This window comes from Staphylococcus sp. GDY8P120P (assembly GCF_017892065.1).
Taxonomy (GTDB): domain Bacteria; phylum Bacillota; class Bacilli; order Staphylococcales; family Staphylococcaceae; genus Staphylococcus; species Staphylococcus nepalensis.
In genome coordinates this window covers 475,925-493,901 of sequence record NZ_JAESKI010000003.1, presented here as the reverse complement: position 1 = coordinate 493,901, position 17,977 = coordinate 475,925, and the positions used below count along the sequence as shown (strand labels likewise).

Below are 17,977 nucleotides of genomic sequence, written 5' to 3'. Positions count from 1 at the left end.
ATGATTATTTTATAAAGGGAGCTGAAGGTATTGAAACAGCGGCGGATTTTTGAGTTAGATGCTTTACGCGGATTGAGTTTATTTGGCATTTTATTAATGAATATATTAGTGTTTAGTATGCCGTATGAAGAGGCTTTTCTTCCAGATTTGGTAAGTGGTTTTGATGAAAGTTTGTTACGTGGCATCACCCTTTTTGTGATCAGTTCATTTTATCCTATATTTACTTTTTTATTTGGTTATGGGCTAGCAATCATGTACACCAATCGTTTAAAAAAATCGATGAATTACTATCCTTTTATATATAGGCGTTTCATTTTCTTATTGGTATTAGGTATGCTCCATGGTTTCTTATTGTTTTCAGGAGATATTTTATTCAGCTATGCATTTACAGGAATGATAGCAGTATTATTTATTAAAAAAACTGCGGGACAACTTTTAAAAGCAGCAATCATTTTATTTGCAGTGAAAATCATTATTCTTGTGTTACCAGCGTTTTTAATGACTTTGAACGACAATCCATACAGCACTTTTAGTATAAGTGGTTTGTCTGTTTCTGAAATTATAGCATTAAAACAAAGTGGTACTTATTCTAATTTTTTAAGTATTAATGTTAAAGAATATTTAAATAGCATCGTAGATACAGTAACATTTTCTGCATATTTTGAATTTTTACCATATATCTTATTCGGTATGGCAGCACAAAAATTTAATTTGGTAGAGAAAGTAAAACATAATCATAGCCGCACAATCATATCTTTAATTACGTTACTACTCATAGGTTATATGATTAAAATACCTTATGTAATTGATTATGGACATCAAGGCTTCAATATGATTAGTTCTATGATTGGCGGGCCTTTGGTAGGATTTGGTTATATTTTATTGTGTTTATATTTATGTCAGTTGAAGCAATTTTCGCATGTTTTGACCATTTTTAAATACCCTGGTAAGTTAAGTCTAACAGTCTATTTAATGCAGAGTTTTATTTTTACATTTATTTACGTAGGGTTAAGTTTATATAATCAGTTACCTTTATATCAATCTTATATTATTGTATTAGTTGTTTATGGCATACAGCTTGTATTCTGTTACTTCTATCTAAAATATTATAGATACGGTCCGATTGAATGGTTATGGCGTAAGGTAACGTATTTAAAATAGCATTTATAAAATGTTAGAGAGTATTGAATTTTTTGAAAATAGTGGGTATTTATTTGTGATTTGTTGGTAAATATAGTTATAATATGTAGTAAGATATAGATGAGGAGCTGATATTGAATGAAATTCCTATCATTCAGACATGAAGGACAGACATCTTATGGTGTGAAAGTTAAACGTGAAGAGGCTGCATGGGACTTAAAAAAAGTTTTTGCTGATTTTGCGGAAGGCGAATTCCACCCGAAAACATTATTAAATGGGCTTCAACAAAACCAAGTTGTCGATTTCCAAGAACAAGTTCGCAAAGCGGTAGTTGCAGCAGAAGATAGTGGTAGAGGTGAAGACTATAAAGTGTCGTTTACTGATATTGAATTTTTACCGCCAGTAACGCCAACAAATAATGTGATTGCTTTTGGACGTAATTATCAAGATCACGCAAGTGAATTGAACCACGAAGTTCAACGCTTGTATGTCTTTACAAAAGCAGCTTCATCATTAACTGGTGATAACAGTACAATACCGAATCATAAATATATCACAGACCAGTTAGATTACGAAGGTGAATTAGGCATTGTAATTGGTAAATCAGGTGAAAAAATTCCTAAAGGTTTAGCGCTTGATTATGTATATGGTTATACTATTATTAATGACATCACTGATCGAAAAGCTCAAAAAGCACAAGATCAAGCATTCTTATCTAAAAGTTTAACAGGCGGTTGTCCAATTGGACCATATATTGTAACCAAGGACGAATTACCTACGCCTGAAGATGTTAACATTGTAACTAAAGTAAACAATGAAATACGCCAAGATGGTAATACAGGTGAAATGATTCTTAAAATTGACGAATTGATAGAAGAGATTTCTAAATATGTTGCTTTACATCCTGGAGATATTATTGCAACAGGCACACCAGCTGGTGTAGGTGCAGGTATGAATCCTCCGAAGTTCTTACAACCAGGCGATGAAGTCAAAGTAACAATTGATAATATCGGAACACTAACAAACTTTATTGCAGAAAAATAATAAAACATTAAAAGTAGGCTAGCTCAAAAGTTAGCCTATTTTTAATGGAACAAAAATAGTATATTGCTTTAATATGAAATAACGGATAAAATAAGCAGTGCAGAATTTTTTTGAAATACAGTTACTTTTTCAGTATGATAAGAGAAGTATTCTTTTAATTTTATAGTTAAAAGAATGGTATAGTTCTGTTTTATATATTTATAAAGTAAAAATGTGTGGGGGTAATCTTTTATGTTACATATGCATATTGCAAGTTGGGTATTGCTAATTATCTTGTTTTTTGCAGCATATTTTAATTTTTCTGAAAAACAAGGCGCGACACCTTATTTTAAACCTATTCATATGTTATTAAGATTATTTATGGTATTAGTCTTAATTTCAGGATTTTGGGTTTGGATTCAAGCATTTAGTTCTGATAATTCAGGTGGCCATATGTTGTTAACATTGAAAATGATTTGCGGTGTAGCTGTTGTAGCTTTGATGGAAGTTACAGTTACTAAACGTAAAAAAGGACAACCAAGCCACGGTTTATTGTGGGGGACAATCGTTGTATTTATTATTACTATGATTATCGGCGTTATTTTACCACGAGGACCAATTACACAAATGTTTGGTTTATAATGTGAAAAAAGATGCTATGACTTTATTGTCGTAGCATCTTTTTTATTTTGGCAGTAGATAGATAATTTAAATTGAAGGGCGCAATGATATGTAAACATTAAAATAGCGTATCAAACGCGTACTTTGATTTTTAACATGTTCTATAGAAATGTATCAATATGCGGTTCTAATAGATACCATAGTTCATTACTTAACTCATCAATAGAGCATGGTCTAGTGTTCTCAACCCACCATATAATAACACCTACTATTGCTGAACCTAAAAATTGTAATGTTATTTCATTATCTTTTTGCCTTATAGATTGCATAAATTTTTCAGAAAGCGTTTGTCTTAATATATTTAAATCAGATTTTTGTATTAATTGTTTCAAGATAACATATTGTTTATCTATAGCTACGAGTATTTCACGCATATTTGTTTTACCATCTTGTTGAAGGTTCATCGTACGCTCGCATTTTTCAATTGCTTCAGCTAATATAAAATCTAATGATTGATTAAGTATGTCGTATTTATCTAAAAAGTTTAAATAAATCGTTCCTCTATTGATATTAGAAGCTTCGGCAATATCTTTCATAGATATTTTAGCAATGTCCTTTTTTTGCATTAGCTTTATAAAATTTTCGATAATAAGTTGACGTGATTTTTCTTTTCTTTTATCCATAATTATTCCTCATTTATCAACGATTTTTGAGATCTGTTCAATAATCGTCAATATACTTATTTTGTTTATTGAGTTTAACTTTTTATAATGATAAGTTCAAGTTAATGAACAAATGTTCGTTAAAAAGGAGGACGCATATGAGTATTCTTATTTATGGCACTGGAGTACAAGGGCAATATTTAGCACATACATTAAACAAAACTGATAATAACATAACATTATTAGCTAGAGGTGAAAATTATAAACACTTAAATAAGAGAGGGGTTATATTGAATCATTACTTACAAAATAAAAGAACTACGGATCACTTTAACTATATAAGTCATTTAGGTAAGAATGATAACTATGATGTTATCTTTGTAACAATGAAGTATTCAGATTTTTACTCAGTTGTACCTTCAATAGCTCAAAATATAAGTACCAATATTATTTTTATAGGTAATAACACTAACCCCCATAAGCTTCGTCAAACAGTACTTCGCCAATCAATCACACATAAAAATATATCTTTTGGTTTTTTAATGACTGGCGGAAATAGAGGGGATAGTGCAACAACTGTTATTCGATTTAATGCAGGGGAATTAAAAGTAAGCCATCTCAATGGCGTAATGCCATTTCATCATAAACTTGATACAATTTTTAAAAATTCATCTATAAAATTAACTTATGAAACAAGATTTGAAGATTGGTTAATGTCGCATGCAGCAATGATAATACCTCTAAATACTGGGATATCACTGAAAAATAAATATAAAGGTAATCAAAAGCAACTTATCAGTAACATCATTAAGTCATATAATGAATTACATTTATTAATTGAACATAGTAACTATAAGATCATCCCAAAATTACAGTCGATACTTTTTAAGAAATTTAAATATATTGCTTATCCGCTGTTAAAATTAATTATTAATATCAAAATGATAAATCAAATTCAAGGTTCAAATTCAGAAGTTAATGCTTTATACGAAGATATAAAGTTATTAAATAGGCCAACGGTGTTAACAACAAATCATTTAGATGATTTGATTAGGGAATCGATATAATAAAGTTGAATTGTATTATGTTTATTAATTTTTAGGTGTAAATAAGAATTTAATATCATTATTATAGTTGTTAAAACATATGGTTAAGAAAATATGGAGCCCCTTTATAAAAAATAAGCAATTTTTATAAAAGTATTCTGTTTTATAGAAATCTAAACCTTAAAGTACTAATATAAATAATAAAAGCGATGATTTCTACTTAGTTCTCGTATAGAAATCATCGATATCTTTGTGTTTTTCAAGAAGGGATTATTTTTATTTATTTCTAGCTTTGTAGCCAATCATATTAATGATATCTTTGGGTCTGCTATATGGTGGGGCGTAAGCAACTTCAAATTCAGTCAACTCATCAATGGTTAGTTTATTCATCATTGCCATAGATAAAATGTCGATGCGTTTATCTACGCCTTTTTTACCAACGGCTGCAGCACGTATGATACGTCTACTTGATTTTTCAAAATAAACACGTAAATGTAATTTAGTATTCCCTGGGTAATACCCTGCGTGTGCACCTTGATTGGCTTCAACTATTTGATAATCAAAATTTGATAATTCATTTGGCGTCACGCCAACACTAGCGAAGGTATAATCGAAGCATTTTACAATGTTTGACCCTAAATAACCTTTAAAGTGTATAGATGCATCTCCAGCTAGTTGTTCTGCTATAACACTTGCCCCTCTATGAGCGCCCCAAGCTAATGGCACATGTGCATTTAAATCTACATGACGATAATGAGAAGTGATAACATCACCTAAAGCATAAATATTACTAACATTTGTTTGGAAGCGTTCATTTACTGCGATGTAGCCCTTACTGTCTAACATCACATTAGATGATTTAATGAATTCAGAATTGGGTTTCACACCGACGCCTTCAATAATCATGTCATATGTTTCTATTTTTCCAGATTTAAAATGAACTTTATTACCATCGACTTTTTCTACTTCTTCATTTAAGCGATAGTTAATATTTCTTTTTTCCATTTCTTCAAAAATAGGCTGATTCATATCTTCATCCATCAATTTGTTAACACGCATAGAACGATGGATTAATGTAGTATCAATCCCTCTAACATGAAGATTATCTAATACTTCCAGACCAATATACCCTGCACCAATAACAAGGGCAGTTTTAACTTTTTGATTTTCGATAAAGTTTTCAATTTCATCTGTATCTTCCATATTTCTTAAGGTGAAACTGATATTACTGTTTAAGTTTAAAGTGTTAGCACTACATCCTGGACTTAGTATTAAAGTATCATACGTTTCTTCAAACGATGTATGATCTATTCTATTATAAACGGTAATTGTTTGTTTATGATCATTGATTGCTGTTACTTCATGATAGGGTTTCACAACAATTTGTTTGGATTTATAGAACGACGCTGGCGTTGCTTCAAGCACTTTATCCCTTGAATCTACTACTTCACCTAAATAATAAGGGAGTGCACAGTTTGCAAAACTCATGTCTCTATCTTTTTCAAATACTATAATTTCACTATCTTTATCTAGTCTTCTGATTTGGCTGGCAACAGTCGCGCCACCTGCAACGGCACCAACAACTAAAATTTTACCCATAACCAATTACCTCCCTATCAATCTATTGATTATATATGTGATTCTACTTTTTCTTCATAAGGGATATTTAATTTGAAATAATCATTTAAATAACGTCCTATGCCGTCTTCGTTATTTGAATAAGTTACGTGGTTTGCAACATGTTTAAGTTCATCTAAGCCATTTTCCATAGCAATACCGTGTTTAGCATATTTGATCATTTCTAAATCATTATCTTCGTCACCAAACGCAATGATATGGTTTCTATCGATATCTAAATAAGATTTTACATAATCGATGCCTCTGGCTTTACTAATACCTTGTCTTACGATTTCGATCACCGGGAAAGGTGACCCCCATCTACGATGTTCGATATTTTCAGCATAAAAACGTGTGAGCATTTGTTTAATTCTAGGAATCATAAATTCTTCAGCTTCAACTAAAAGTGAAGTAGGTGACTCATTTAATGAGGTAAGTAAATCACCAGTTTCAATTTTGGGATTCCCCATTGAAAACCCATCGAATAATTTTTGGTCAAAATTATTTAAAAAGACATAATCTCTTACTTCAGCAATAATATTGGAAACACCAAAGTTTTGAAGAGATTGAATAATCTCGTGAGATAATCCTAAATCTAATACTTCATGCATAATTTCGAATTGATCATTTTTAGGGTGGTGTACAAAAGCACCATTGAAGTTGACAACTGGTGTATTCATATTTAGTTCATGGTAATAAATTTGGCTTGCTCTATAAGGTCTACCTGTTGCAATCATTAATTTATGACCTTGATTTTGTAATGTAGTTAAAACCCTTTTCGTATAAGATGTAATTTCCTTGTCATCGTTTAATAGTGTTCCGTCTAAGTCTAAACAAATTAAATAAGAACTCATGTAAATCTCCTTTAAATATAATAAATGATGTATGATTATCATAGCATTTTATTGGCGTTTTGTAAGATATTTGATATATTGTTAATATGATTAAATACAGAGAGGTGAGAAGTATGGACGAAGGATTAAAAGATAGCATACTTAATGCTTTAGAGATGGTAATTGACCCTGAGTTAGGCATTGACATTGTAAACTTAGGTTTAGTATATAATGTAGACGTTGATGATGAAGGACTATGTACAGTTGAAATGACATTAACTTCTATGGGATGCCCGCTTGGACCGCAAATTATGAACCAAGTGAAAATGGTGTTAGCTGAAATTCCTGAGATTTCAGATACAGAAGTAAATATCGTTTGGAGTCCACCATGGAGTAAAGAAATGATGTCACGTTATGCTAAAATTGCGCTTGGTATAGGTTAATATATTGATTAAAAACTAGTTTGAGTTGGGACACATAACTATGTGTATCGCTAACTTAGGCTAGTTTTTTTATTTTTGTAATTGAGGCTCTTTTTACAACGCGCTATATAATATTTCAGATTTTTTATTGTTCAAATCATTAAAATAATTGCAGTTATATTACAATAACTAGGTAAATCAAAGTGATATAGGGGTATTTATGTAAATTTTAGAAAGTTTGAGGAGAAATGGACATAATTTAAAAAATAATCATGTAAAGTATCAAATTCGGTATATGCCTGGTTTAGATGGATTAAGAGCAATTGTTGTAATAAGTATTATAATCTATCATTTAAATAAGTAATGGCTAACGGGTGGCTTTATCGGTGTCGATACTTTTTTGTTATTTCAGGATATTTAATTACTAGTTTATTTGTATTTGTTGGAGCGTTCGATAAATTGGGGAAAAAAACGGTCTCTGATAAGAAAACGTCATTTAAAACAGAAGTATATGATAATTATTTAGTGAGACCTATTTCAGTAGATGATGTGAATTTCTTTGGGAAAACGACTCCAAAACAATTAAATAAAAACCAATTTTATACGGAAATTAAGCCACTGCTCAGAGATTATTGCATAAAGATATTAAAATATATACACAAAACGGTGAAGATGCAGAAGAAGTAAGAAATGTTGGCTTTACTAACGTTCAAATTTTTGAAAAAACAAATTATCTCGGAGAAATAACACTCATTAAAACACCTGCCCAACATGGGCGAGGAGAAGTGCTAAAAATTGCGGGTAATGTATGTGGATTAATATTCAAAAACGAAAATGAAAAAACATTATACGTTGCTGGTGATACAGTGTGGTATGAGAAGTTGAAAAAACATTAGAGTCATATAAGACAGAAATAATCGTTGTTAATGGCGGTGATAACCAGTTTAATATGGGCGGCTCTTTAATTAGGGATGAAGTTGATATTCAAAAAGTTGCCGAAAAAGCGCCTGGTTCAAATATAATCGTTGTTCATATGGGAGCTGTTAACCATTGGAATTTATCAAGAAGCGATTTAAAACAATTTGCTAAAACAAATAACTTCGATTCACAAATTCTTATCCCAGAAGACGGAGATAAATATAAATTTTAATTGAGGTCATATTATGAAAAACAGAAAAGAATTGATAAAAGCATTTTATAAACTTATTGAAAATGAAGATTACGAAGAATTAAAGACATTCTGTCATGATGATTTTGTATTTTATCCACAAATTGATACGCCATACTATGGTGTAGAAGGGTTAAAAGTGTCTGAAGGAAAAAACTTCGCTGCTTTTCCAGATTTTAAAATGCCAGTTAAAGAAATTATTTTAGGCAACAATAACAGCGCAGCAGTATATCTAACGTTTGAAGGTAAGCATACTGGTACACCATTTAATGGCGTTAGGCCTAATGGCAAACATGTGAGGTTCTCATTAATGATGCTTTTAAAATTTAAAGATAACAAAATTGTAGAAAAAAATCGCATGTAGATGTCAATGATATTACAAACCAAATTAAAGTTTAGAAATAAAAAACGATTTAAGTGGGGCGTACAGTGACTTCGTTAACGTTAACATGATTTGGTTGAGAAATAGCATAGGATACAGCATTGGCAATATCTTTAGGTTCTAATTTTTTCCTGTTTTCTTCAAAAGGGCTTTTCGAACTGAGCTCTGTTTCCACCATACCTGGTGATATGTTTGTTACCCGTACGCCTGTATTAGCTAATTCTTTTTCTAAACCAATAGAAATAGCGCGCACAGAGAATTTTGTAGCGCAATAAACAGATAAACGCTCAATAACTTCAAACCCTGAATCGGAACAAATATTGACGATATGACCTTTTTGATTATTGACCATATTTCCAATTACCGAATTTACACCATAAAGTAAGCCTTTAATATTTATATCAATCATATCTTCCCAATCAGATGACGAACCATCTAAAATTCTACTAGAGCCCATTTTCCCAGCATTATTAACAAGAACATCAACTGTCTCAAAATGCGTTACGGCTTGTTTAACTACAAATTCTATTTCTTTTTTATTAGAAACATCTGCTTGTATCGTGAGTAATGTAGAGTCGTTATTTAATTCGAAAGCTAAACTATCTAATTTATCTTGGTTTCTAGCTACAGCTACTACGTTCATATTCATTTGATGTAATTTTTTTGTGATGGCTTTACCTATACCACTCGTCGCGCCTGTCACTAATGCAGTCTTATATATTAAGTTTTGGGACATATTGTTATCTCCTTTGGTTAACAGTATAAATGTTTTTTTGTTTTCCTTTATGATTATGAAAATATAGTTAATTTTAGTCAGCTTCATTAATCTATATTTGATTCTAGTATTTTCTATCATCTTTGTTAATTGGGTAATCATTTGCACTCATATCTCTTCTAGTCATGAGACCATTTTTATTAAATTCCCAATGTTCATTGCCATGTGTACGCATCCATTGATTTGATTCTGCATCTCGCCATTCGTATTCAAATCGGACAGAAATAAGGTTGTCTGTGTAACACCATAATTCTTTCATTAATTTATAATCAAGCTCTTTATTCCATTTTCTATATAAAAAAGACTTGATTGCTTCGCGTCCTTCAAAAAATTCAGTACGGTTTCTCCATTTTGAGTCTTCCGTATAAGCGAGACAAACTTTTTCTGGATTTCTTGTATTCCATGCGTCTTGAGCTATCTTTACTTTTTCCAACGTTGTTTGCTTATTGAAAGGTGGTATTGGTTTTTTAATTTCTTGTTCCATGTAAGCACACTTCCTTATATTGTCTATTTACAATAATCGTAACATAATTATAACAACTGTCATTGTATTTACTTAGTTAAGTAGTTTGAAAATGCTAGTTGAATTTATTTCCTTATAATAAATGCATGTTTTATTTTACGTTAAACGGGCAAAATATACGATGTAGCAAGCTTTCAATTCTCATAAAAATAATATGAAAAAGCGATCTTTATTGTTGATTAATTTAATAAGAAGTTATATAATGTATATAAGGTCAAAGAAAGTCAAAGTCAAACTTACTTTATTGATCAATCATTAAATGGTGAGGTGAATCATTTTGGACATAAATCAAATGACCTATGCTGTTCAAGGTGCTTTGCAAAAAGCAATTGAATTAGCAAAAACAAATGAAAATCAAAATATTGAAATTGAAGCTGTCTTATCAGCAGCATTAACAGAAAATGATAGTTTATTTAAAAGTATATTTGATAGAGCAAATATTGATACAGAACAATTAAACCAAACATATAATGCAAAATTAGAAAAATATCCATCAGTTCAAGGCGATAATATTCAATATGGACAATATATTAGTCAAAACACTAATAACTTATTAAACAAAGCAGAATCTTATATGAACCAATATGAAGATGACTATATATCTATGGAACATATTGTATTAGCTGCAATGGATATAGACGATACAACTAAACAATTTGTAGGGAATAAACAAGAAGTTGTTGAAGAAATTATTAAAAAAATTAGAGGAGGCAATCGTGTGACATCACAAAATCCAGAAGCCAACTATGAAGCTTTAGAAAAATATGGTCGAGATTTAGTTGAAGAAGTCCGTCAAGGTAACATGGATCCAGTTATTGGCCGTGACGAAGAAATTCGTAACTCCATTCGAATCTTAAGTAGAAAAACAAAAAATAACCCTGTACTGATAGGGGAACCCGGCGTCGGTAAAACCGCCATTGTTGAAGGCCTAGCGCAACGTATTGTGCGTAAAGATGTACCAGAATCTTTATTAGACAAAACGATTTTTGAACTTGATTTAAGTGCCCTTGTTGCAGGTGCTAAATATCGTGGTGAATTCGAAGAAAGATTAAAAGCAGTGCTTAAAGAAGTGAAAGAATCAGATGGAAGAATCATTTTATTTATTGATGAAATTCATATGCTTGTAGGCGCTGGTAAGACTGAAGGTGCAATGGACGCAGGAAATATGTTAAAACCAATGCTTGCTCGAGGAGAGCTACATTGTATTGGAGCGACAACTTTAAATGAATACAGAGAATATATTGAAAAAGATTCAGCGTTAGAGCGTCGTTTCCAAAAAGTAAATGTATCTGAACCAGATGTTGAAGATACCATTTCCATATTGCGTGGTTTAAAAGAACGTTATGAAGTATATCATGGTGTTCGCATACAAGATAGAGCACTTGTGGCGGCAGCTGAATTATCTGATCGTTATATCACTGATCGATTTTTACCGGATAAAGCGATTGATTTAGTAGACCAAGCATGTGCAACAATACGTACTGAAATGGGTTCAAACCCAACAGAATTAGATCAAGTCAATCGTCGTGTGATGCAATTGGAAATCGAAGAATCTGCATTAAAAAATGAATCAGATAATGCAAGTAAACAACGTTTACAAGAGCTTCAAGAAGAATTAGCTAATGAAAAAGAAAAACAAAGTTCTATTCAATCACGCGTGGAAGAAGAAAAAGAAAAAATAGCTAAATTACAAGACAAACGTTCAGAATTAGATGAAAGTAGAAAAGCATTAGAAGATGCAGAAAACAACTACAATTTAGAAAAAGCCGCGGAATTACAACATGGTAAAATTCCAGCCTTAGAAAAAGAATTACGCGAGTTAGAAGATGCTTTCCAAAGTGAACAAAATGAAGATAACGAACGTATCATTCGTGAAATTGTGACTGATGAAGAAATCGGCGATATTGTAAGTTCTTGGACGGGCATCCCAGTTTCTAAATTAGTCGAAACGGAAAGAGAGAAACTCTTAAACCTAGCTGATATATTACACGAACGCGTAGTAGGTCAAGATAAAGCAGTAGACCTTGTTTCAGACGCAGTGGTAAGAGCTCGTGCAGGTATCAAAGACCCAAATAGACCAATTGGAAGTTTCTTATTCTTGGGGCCTACAGGAGTAGGGAAAACAGAATTAGCTAAGTCATTAGCATCCACTTTATTCGATTCAGAGAAACATATGGTTCGTATAGATATGAGTGAATACATGGAAAAACATTCTGTCTCTCGTTTAATTGGAGCACCTCCAGGTTATGTTGGCCATGAAGAAGGCGGACAATTGACAGAATCAATACGCCGTAACCCTTATTCAGTTATTCTCCTAGATGAAATTGAAAAAGCACATTCAGATGTGTTCAATGTGTTATTACAAATACTAGAAGAAGGGCGTTTAACTGATTCACAAGGTCGGGAAGTGGACTTTAAAAATACCATTATCATTATGACAAGTAATATTGGTTCTCAGATTTTATTAGAAAATGTAAAAGATACAGGCGTAATCACCGAACCAACAGAAAAAGCAGTTATGAACAGTTTAAATCAATATTTCAAACCAGAAATCATTAACCGTATGGACGATATTGTATTATTCAAACCATTATCTATTAATGATATGAGTCTGATTGTTGATAAAATTTTAACACAGTTGAATATTAGACTGATGGAACAACGCATTTCTATTGATGTTTCAGATAAAGCAAAAGCATGGTTAGGTGAAGAAGCGTACGAACCTCAATTTGGTGCAAGACCGCTTAAACGATTTGTACAAAGACAAATTGAAACACCACTTGCTCGTAAAATGATTAGAGAAAACTTACCAGAAGGTACTGTAATCAAAATTGATCTATCAGGTGATGGATTAACATTTGAAGAAATTGAACCAGAAATGATTTAAATTGTAAGAAGAAAAAAGCTCAGTAGCAATGTATTCATTGCTACTGAGCTTTTTATATTAATTGAGTTATAAATGCTTAATGCTGTTCATTTGTATCATGTTTTGAAGATTTTATTACCATGTCAAACAATACTACAAGGATTGTAAATACAACAGCACCTACAATAGGAGCGATTAAGTTAAGTGTGCCCCCACCAGCAAGACTGTTAAGTACGAAATTTGTCATTTGTAATAAAAGTATAGCCCAAATTAACACTGCGAGGTATTTCATTATGTAATGCCTCCAATTTAATATATATATTTTCATTATAAATAAGAAAGCGCTATTTGTATAGTAGTAATTCATATAGCTAGAATTTTCATTGTACTCATATTTGCTTTAAATTATAATAAAGCATGTAATTTGATTATTGTACAGTTGAAGTTCTTGTATTGGAATTGTGTATTATGTTAAATTAATACCTGGTATTAAAAAATTATTAAGAAGGTGTACAACGATGGACGTGGGTATCAAAGGTTTCGGTGCATATGCACCTGAAAAAGTTGTAGAAAATGCCTATTTTGAAACATTTTTAGAAACATCAGATGAATGGATTTCAAAAATGACAGGTATCAAACAAAGAAGATGGGCTGATGAAGATGAAGAAACTTCTGATTTAGCTTATCAAGCTAGTGTTAGAGCAATCAAAGATGCTGGTATTGAACCAACAGATATAGATATGATTATTGTTGCGACTTCTACAGGAGATTTTCCATTTCCAACTGTGGCCAATATATTACAAGACAGACTAGGTATTGGCAAAGTTGCTTCTATGGACCAATTAGCTGCTTGTAGTGGTTTTATGTATGCAATGATTAATGCGAAACAATTTGTACAATCAGGCGATTATAAAAATGTTCTAGTTGTAGGTGCAGATAAATTATCAAAAATTACTGACTTTACTGATCGTTCGACAGCTATTTTATTCGGTGATGGGGCTGGTGCAGTCGTTATTGGAGAAGTGTCAGAGGGACGAGGTATTTTAAGCTATGAACTCGGTTCAGATGGTTCAGGCGCTGAATACTTATATTTAAATCCAGATAACGGTAAAATATTTATGAATGGACGTGAAGTATTTAAATTTGCTGTTAGAATTATGGGTGAAGCGTCTAATAACGCTGTAGCTAAAGCGAATTTAGAACCAGAAGATATAGATATGTTCATACCACATCAAGCAAATATTAGAATTATGGAGTCTGCAAGAGAACGATTAGGTATTCCAAAAGAGAAAATGAGTGTATCAGTAGATAAATTTGGTAATACTTCAGCAGCTTCAATTCCCTTAAGTATCGCTCAAGAGTTAGAAAATGGTAGAATTAAAGACGATGATGTCTTAGTATTAGTAGGATTTGGTGGCGGTCTTACTTGGGGCGCTGTAACTATAAGATGGGGAAAATAGGAGGATAATATATGAGCAAAGAACAACGTGTTGTAATAACAGGAATGGGTGCATTATCACCAATTGGTAATAATGCAAAAACTACATGGGAAAATGCACTAAATGGCGTAAGCGGTATTGATGAAATTACACGTTTAGATACATCGGCATATAAAGTCCATTTAGCTGGAGAACTCAAAGACTTCGATATAGAAGATCATATAGATAAAAAAGAAGCACGTCGTATGGATCGATTCACTCAATATGCGGTAGTTGCTGCAAGAGAAGCTGTAAATGATGCGAGATTAGATATTAATGCAAACACAGCCGATAGAATTGGTGTTTGGATCGGTTCTGGCATTGGCGGTATGGAAACATTCGAATTGTCACATAGCCAATTGTTAGAACGTGGCCCTAGACGTGTAAGTCCTTTCTTTGTACCAATGTTAATTCCAGATATGGCAACAGGACAAGTTTCTATTGATTTAGGTGCAAAAGGACCTAACGGTGCTACTGTAACGGCATGTGCGACAGGTACTAATTCTATCGGAGAAGCATTTAAAATCATCCAACGTGGTGATGCAGACGCTATGATTACAGGCGGAACTGAAGCCCCTATCACCCATATGGCAATAGCTGGCTTTAGCGCAAGTCGTGCGTTAACAACGAATGACGATAAAGAAACAGCATGCCGTCCATTCCAAGAAGGTCGTGATGGGTTTGTAATGGGTGAAGGCGCAGGTATCATTGTACTCGAATCTTTAGAGTCAGCTAAAGCACGTGGCGCAGAAATTTATGCTGAATTAGTAGGGTATGGCTCAACAGGCGATGCTTACCATATTACAGCACCAGCACCAGAAGGTGAGGGCGGTTCACGTGCAATGCAAGCTGCAATGGATGACGCTGGTATCGAAGCTAAAGATATACAATATTTAAATGCGCATGGTACAAGTACGCCAGTCGGAGATTTAACAGAGATTCAAGCGATTAAAAATACTTTCGGCGAAGCAGCTAATGCACTAAAAATCAGTTCTACCAAATCCATGACTGGACATTTATTAGGCGCAACAGGTGGTTTAGAAGCTATATTCTCAGCTTTATCTATTAAAGAGGGACGTATTGCACCAACAATCCATGCCGTATCACCAGATCCAGAATGCGACTTAGATATTGTGCCTAATAAAGCTGAAGATCTAGATATTACTTATGCGATGAGTAATAGTTTAGGATTTGGTGGGCATAACGCAGTGCTCGTTTTAAAGAAATTTAACGATTAGTTTTTTCTGTATTTATAAACATATAAAGTTTTGCTACAAAATTGGGACATAAACGTATCAAATATTTATAAAACGAATGGTTTTTACGTAAACAAAGTAAAAACCATTCGTTTTTTATTGTAAAAAATATTCGCTATGCGTTTGGTGCAGTTTATTCACTTATGAAACGCTTGTTCGCTCTATAATAATTATTAAGACTAAACTGATTTTTGATGAAATTTGAGCTTTTTGTCTACCCATTCCTGCCAGAGTGGACAGCAAAATTTATAAGAAAATAGTTTTTCGTCCAACTTTTTTGAATATATTAAAATTCTTAGTTTACAGTTAAGTTTAAAATGTTAAAGTTATTCTTATATTAATAAAACACATATTAAGAGTCAGGAGAATGAGGATGAAAAAATTTCTAACATTGTCAACCACGCTAAAGACAAGATTAATAGCAGATTTCATCTTGATTGTGGCAAGTCAAGCAATTCTCCCTTTTTTGGCATTATATTTAACGAGTAAAGTTAGCGCAGTTTTTGCAGGTACATTCTTAATTGCGAACATTATAGTGAATTTTTTTATGTCTTTTGTTGGTGGCTACATTGGTGATAATTATAATAGAAAGAAAGTAGTGAATTATGTACATGCATTTTATGCTGTATGCTTAATTATTTTAAGTGTTACGGTCACTATGGATGGCATCGGCTTAGTCGTATTTTGTGTAACAATCTTTATTTTTCAAATGTTATTTGCTGCAAGTGAACCTATATTTGAGGCAGCAATTATGGACGCAATTTATGAAGAAGTAAGAGAGTTCGTGTATCAATTTAATTATTGGATGTTTAATATAAGCACGGGCTTAGGTATGTTGCTAGGTGCCTTGCTTTATTTGGAACATAAACATTTATTATTTATTATGTTTTTTATTGCCATGTTAATCAGTTGGTTTTTATTTGAAAAATTCTATGACGTTGAACAAATTTATGCTCATAAAGATGAATTATCTTCTAAATTCAAAGATTTTTTGAAAAGTTACCATACTGTTATCAAAGACAAGTATTATATGATTTTTAACTTAGGGTATATGTTTGTCTTAATGGCAGAATTAAGTCTAAATTCTTATGTAATTGTTAGGTTAAAAAAAGATTTCGAACCTTTCACGTTCTTAGAATTTTATATTGATGGTGTCAGGATGTTTACAGTTATTATGATTATTAACACATTGGTTGTAGTTACACTTACGTTTACAGTGAATCGTTTAATCACTGGCACTTCTAAAAAATATATATTTGTATTGGGGATTTTGTTATATACAGTAGGTTATAGTTTGATTACAGCTTCGAACTCATTTTTATTGTTATGTATTTTTGCAGTTATAGCTACGTTAGGTGAATTAATATATTCTCCGATTCAAAATGCCCAAAGATTTTTAATGATACCAAATGACCAACGTAGCACATACGCTACTTTTAGTATGGTTTCATTTTTTGGAGCGAATATTTTGTCGCGCTTTGGTCTTATTCTCGGTGCTTTTTTATTACCATGGATGATGTCAATTTATGTAGCTAGTGTAGTTTTAATAGGTTTTGTCTTATTATATTATGCATTATTCTTTAATCCCAACATTGAATCTAATTAAAAGACTGTATTAGTTATATCATAGCAATCGCTACGATATCTAATGCAGTCTTTTTATATGGCAAACGATATCAAAATTGAAACCGCAATATACACAAGATTACAGATAAATCCTATTTTAACCCAAGGTGAGACGATATAGACATCCTTTTTAACTTTAGTTGGTTTGAAAAATTCATCTTCGTCTAAGGTATGTCTATGTTTTTTTCTGGTTAGTTGATACTTCAACCTTCTAAAGCCAAAGCTTGTTGGATCTAATATGCCCTCTTGTGTAATTAAAATGATAAAGAAAATGATCGCTAAAATCATGGAAATATAAAAAGTGACGTTAATCAAATTTATCCAAGTGTGTGCTGTGAACAACCATAAAATAAATGAAAGTAAGGGGGTGAACAGTAAATATATGATGATATGTTGTAAATATTTCATGTTGTGTCCTCCTAAAAAGAATTAAATTAATTGTAACTTAAAGTAACTAAAAAATGAATAAAAATAACTATAAATTCGTTAGCTACAGTATTTAATTAAATGAATAAAAAATATCCATTTTTAATAACTTT

19 protein-coding genes and 1 pseudogene are annotated in these 17,977 nt (G+C 32.0%); 13 read left to right on the top strand and 7 right to left on the bottom strand.

Annotated elements, in window-relative coordinates; genetic code table 11:
- The first annotated feature begins 30 nt into the window (after nt 1–30).
- The 3 genes from KA900_RS04410 (at nt 31) to KA900_RS04400 (ending at nt 2,805) form a co-directional block, all read left to right on the top strand.
- Complete coding sequence (locus KA900_RS04410) at nt 31–1,161, top strand: DUF418 domain-containing protein (RefSeq protein ID WP_232164694.1); 1,131 nt, start codon at nt 31–33, stop codon at nt 1,159–1,161.
- Between the two features lie 117 nt (nt 1,162–1,278).
- Entirely contained in the window at nt 1,279–2,184 is a 906-nt protein-coding gene (locus tag KA900_RS04405; protein ID WP_210139326.1) for a fumarylacetoacetate hydrolase family protein, read from the top strand.
- Between the two features lie 231 nt (nt 2,185–2,415).
- Nucleotides 2,416–2,805 carry a YisL family protein gene (locus tag KA900_RS04400; protein WP_096810498.1) on the top strand — a complete coding sequence of 130 codons (390 nt, stop codon included), beginning with the start codon at nt 2,416–2,418 and terminating at the stop codon, nt 2,803–2,805.
- A 140-nt stretch (nt 2,806–2,945) separates the two neighbouring features.
- On the opposite strand, the gene KA900_RS04395 is transcribed toward KA900_RS04400, so the two are convergent.
- A complete protein-coding gene (locus KA900_RS04395) occupies nt 2,946–3,467 on the bottom strand; it encodes a TetR/AcrR family transcriptional regulator (protein ID WP_115342323.1) in 522 nt (173 codons plus the stop codon).
- A 137-nt stretch (nt 3,468–3,604) separates the two neighbouring features.
- On the opposite strand from KA900_RS04395, the gene KA900_RS04390 reads away from it, so the two are divergent.
- Nucleotides 3,605–4,513 (top strand): ketopantoate reductase family protein, encoded by a 909-nt coding sequence (locus KA900_RS04390; RefSeq protein WP_210139325.1) that lies wholly within the window; start codon nt 3,605–3,607, stop codon nt 4,511–4,513.
- 255 nt (nt 4,514–4,768) lie between these two features.
- Here the strand turns inward: KA900_RS04390 and KA900_RS04385 are convergent, their stop codons facing one another.
- Nucleotides 4,769–6,091 (bottom strand): CoA-disulfide reductase, encoded by a 1,323-nt coding sequence (locus KA900_RS04385; protein ID WP_115342321.1) that lies wholly within the window; start codon nt 6,089–6,091, stop codon nt 4,769–4,771.
- Between the two features lie 29 nt (nt 6,092–6,120).
- Nucleotides 6,121–6,963, bottom strand: a complete 843-nt coding sequence (locus KA900_RS04380; RefSeq protein WP_096810494.1) for a Cof-type HAD-IIB family hydrolase — start codon at nt 6,961–6,963, stop codon at nt 6,121–6,123.
- Nucleotides 6,964–7,076: 113 nt separating this feature from the next.
- Between KA900_RS04380 and KA900_RS04375 the strand changes: the two genes are divergently transcribed.
- The 5 genes and pseudogenes from KA900_RS04375 to KA900_RS04360 all read left to right on the top strand — a co-directional run bounded on the left by KA900_RS04375 (nt 7,077) and on the right by KA900_RS04360 (nt 8,896).
- Nucleotides 7,077–7,385, top strand: coding sequence for a metal-sulfur cluster assembly factor (locus tag KA900_RS04375; RefSeq protein ID WP_019469047.1), 309 nt, complete (start codon nt 7,077–7,079; stop codon nt 7,383–7,385).
- A 274-nt stretch (nt 7,386–7,659) separates the two neighbouring features.
- Nucleotides 7,660–7,802 (top strand): annotated as a pseudogene (locus KA900_RS14755) (hypothetical protein); the annotation flags it as partial.
- Nucleotides 7,803–7,996: 194 nt separating this feature from the next.
- On the top strand, nt 7,997–8,260 hold the full coding sequence (locus KA900_RS04370; RefSeq protein WP_182478048.1) for an MBL fold metallo-hydrolase: 264 nt from the start codon (nt 7,997–7,999) through the stop codon (nt 8,258–8,260).
- Nucleotides 8,261–8,313: 53 nt separating this feature from the next.
- On the top strand, nt 8,314–8,514 hold the full coding sequence (locus tag KA900_RS04365; RefSeq protein ID WP_182478046.1) for a hypothetical protein: 201 nt from the start codon (nt 8,314–8,316) through the stop codon (nt 8,512–8,514).
- 13 nt (nt 8,515–8,527) lie between these two features.
- Nucleotides 8,528–8,896, top strand: coding sequence for an ester cyclase (locus tag KA900_RS04360; RefSeq protein WP_232164695.1), 369 nt, complete (start codon nt 8,528–8,530; stop codon nt 8,894–8,896).
- A 49-nt stretch (nt 8,897–8,945) separates the two neighbouring features.
- On the opposite strand, the gene KA900_RS04355 is transcribed toward KA900_RS04360, so the two are convergent.
- Complete coding sequence (locus KA900_RS04355) at nt 8,946–9,650, bottom strand: SDR family oxidoreductase (protein ID WP_210139324.1); 705 nt, start codon at nt 9,648–9,650, stop codon at nt 8,946–8,948.
- 103 nt (nt 9,651–9,753) lie between these two features.
- A complete protein-coding gene (locus KA900_RS04350) occupies nt 9,754–10,173 on the bottom strand; it encodes a nuclear transport factor 2 family protein (protein WP_210139323.1) in 420 nt (139 codons plus the stop codon).
- A gap of 316 nt (nt 10,174–10,489) precedes the next feature.
- On the opposite strand from KA900_RS04350, the gene clpB reads away from it, so the two are divergent.
- Entirely contained in the window at nt 10,490–13,099 is a 2,610-nt protein-coding gene (gene clpB, locus KA900_RS04345) for an ATP-dependent chaperone ClpB (protein ID WP_119488070.1), read from the top strand.
- Between the two features lie 76 nt (nt 13,100–13,175).
- Here clpB and KA900_RS04340 read toward each other — a convergent pair whose 3' ends face one another.
- Nucleotides 13,176–13,370, bottom strand: a complete 195-nt coding sequence (locus tag KA900_RS04340) for a DUF2929 family protein (protein ID WP_119488071.1) — start codon at nt 13,368–13,370, stop codon at nt 13,176–13,178.
- Between the two features lie 226 nt (nt 13,371–13,596).
- Between KA900_RS04340 and KA900_RS04335 the strand changes: the two genes are divergently transcribed.
- The 3 genes from KA900_RS04335 to KA900_RS04325 all read left to right on the top strand — a co-directional run bounded on the left by KA900_RS04335 (nt 13,597) and on the right by KA900_RS04325 (nt 17,418).
- Complete coding sequence (locus KA900_RS04335) at nt 13,597–14,538, top strand: beta-ketoacyl-ACP synthase III (RefSeq protein ID WP_107644549.1); 942 nt, start codon at nt 13,597–13,599, stop codon at nt 14,536–14,538.
- A gap of 11 nt (nt 14,539–14,549) precedes the next feature.
- Complete coding sequence (gene fabF, locus KA900_RS04330; RefSeq protein ID WP_096810488.1) at nt 14,550–15,794, top strand: beta-ketoacyl-ACP synthase II; 1,245 nt, start codon at nt 14,550–14,552, stop codon at nt 15,792–15,794.
- A 391-nt stretch (nt 15,795–16,185) separates the two neighbouring features.
- Entirely contained in the window at nt 16,186–17,418 is a 1,233-nt protein-coding gene (locus KA900_RS04325; protein ID WP_107644550.1) for an MFS transporter, read from the top strand.
- Nucleotides 17,419–17,471: 53 nt separating this feature from the next.
- On the opposite strand, the gene KA900_RS04320 is transcribed toward KA900_RS04325, so the two are convergent.
- Entirely contained in the window at nt 17,472–17,846 is a 375-nt protein-coding gene (locus tag KA900_RS04320; RefSeq protein ID WP_115342320.1) for a DUF3899 domain-containing protein, read from the bottom strand.
- Nucleotides 17,847–17,977 lie beyond the last annotated feature (131 nt).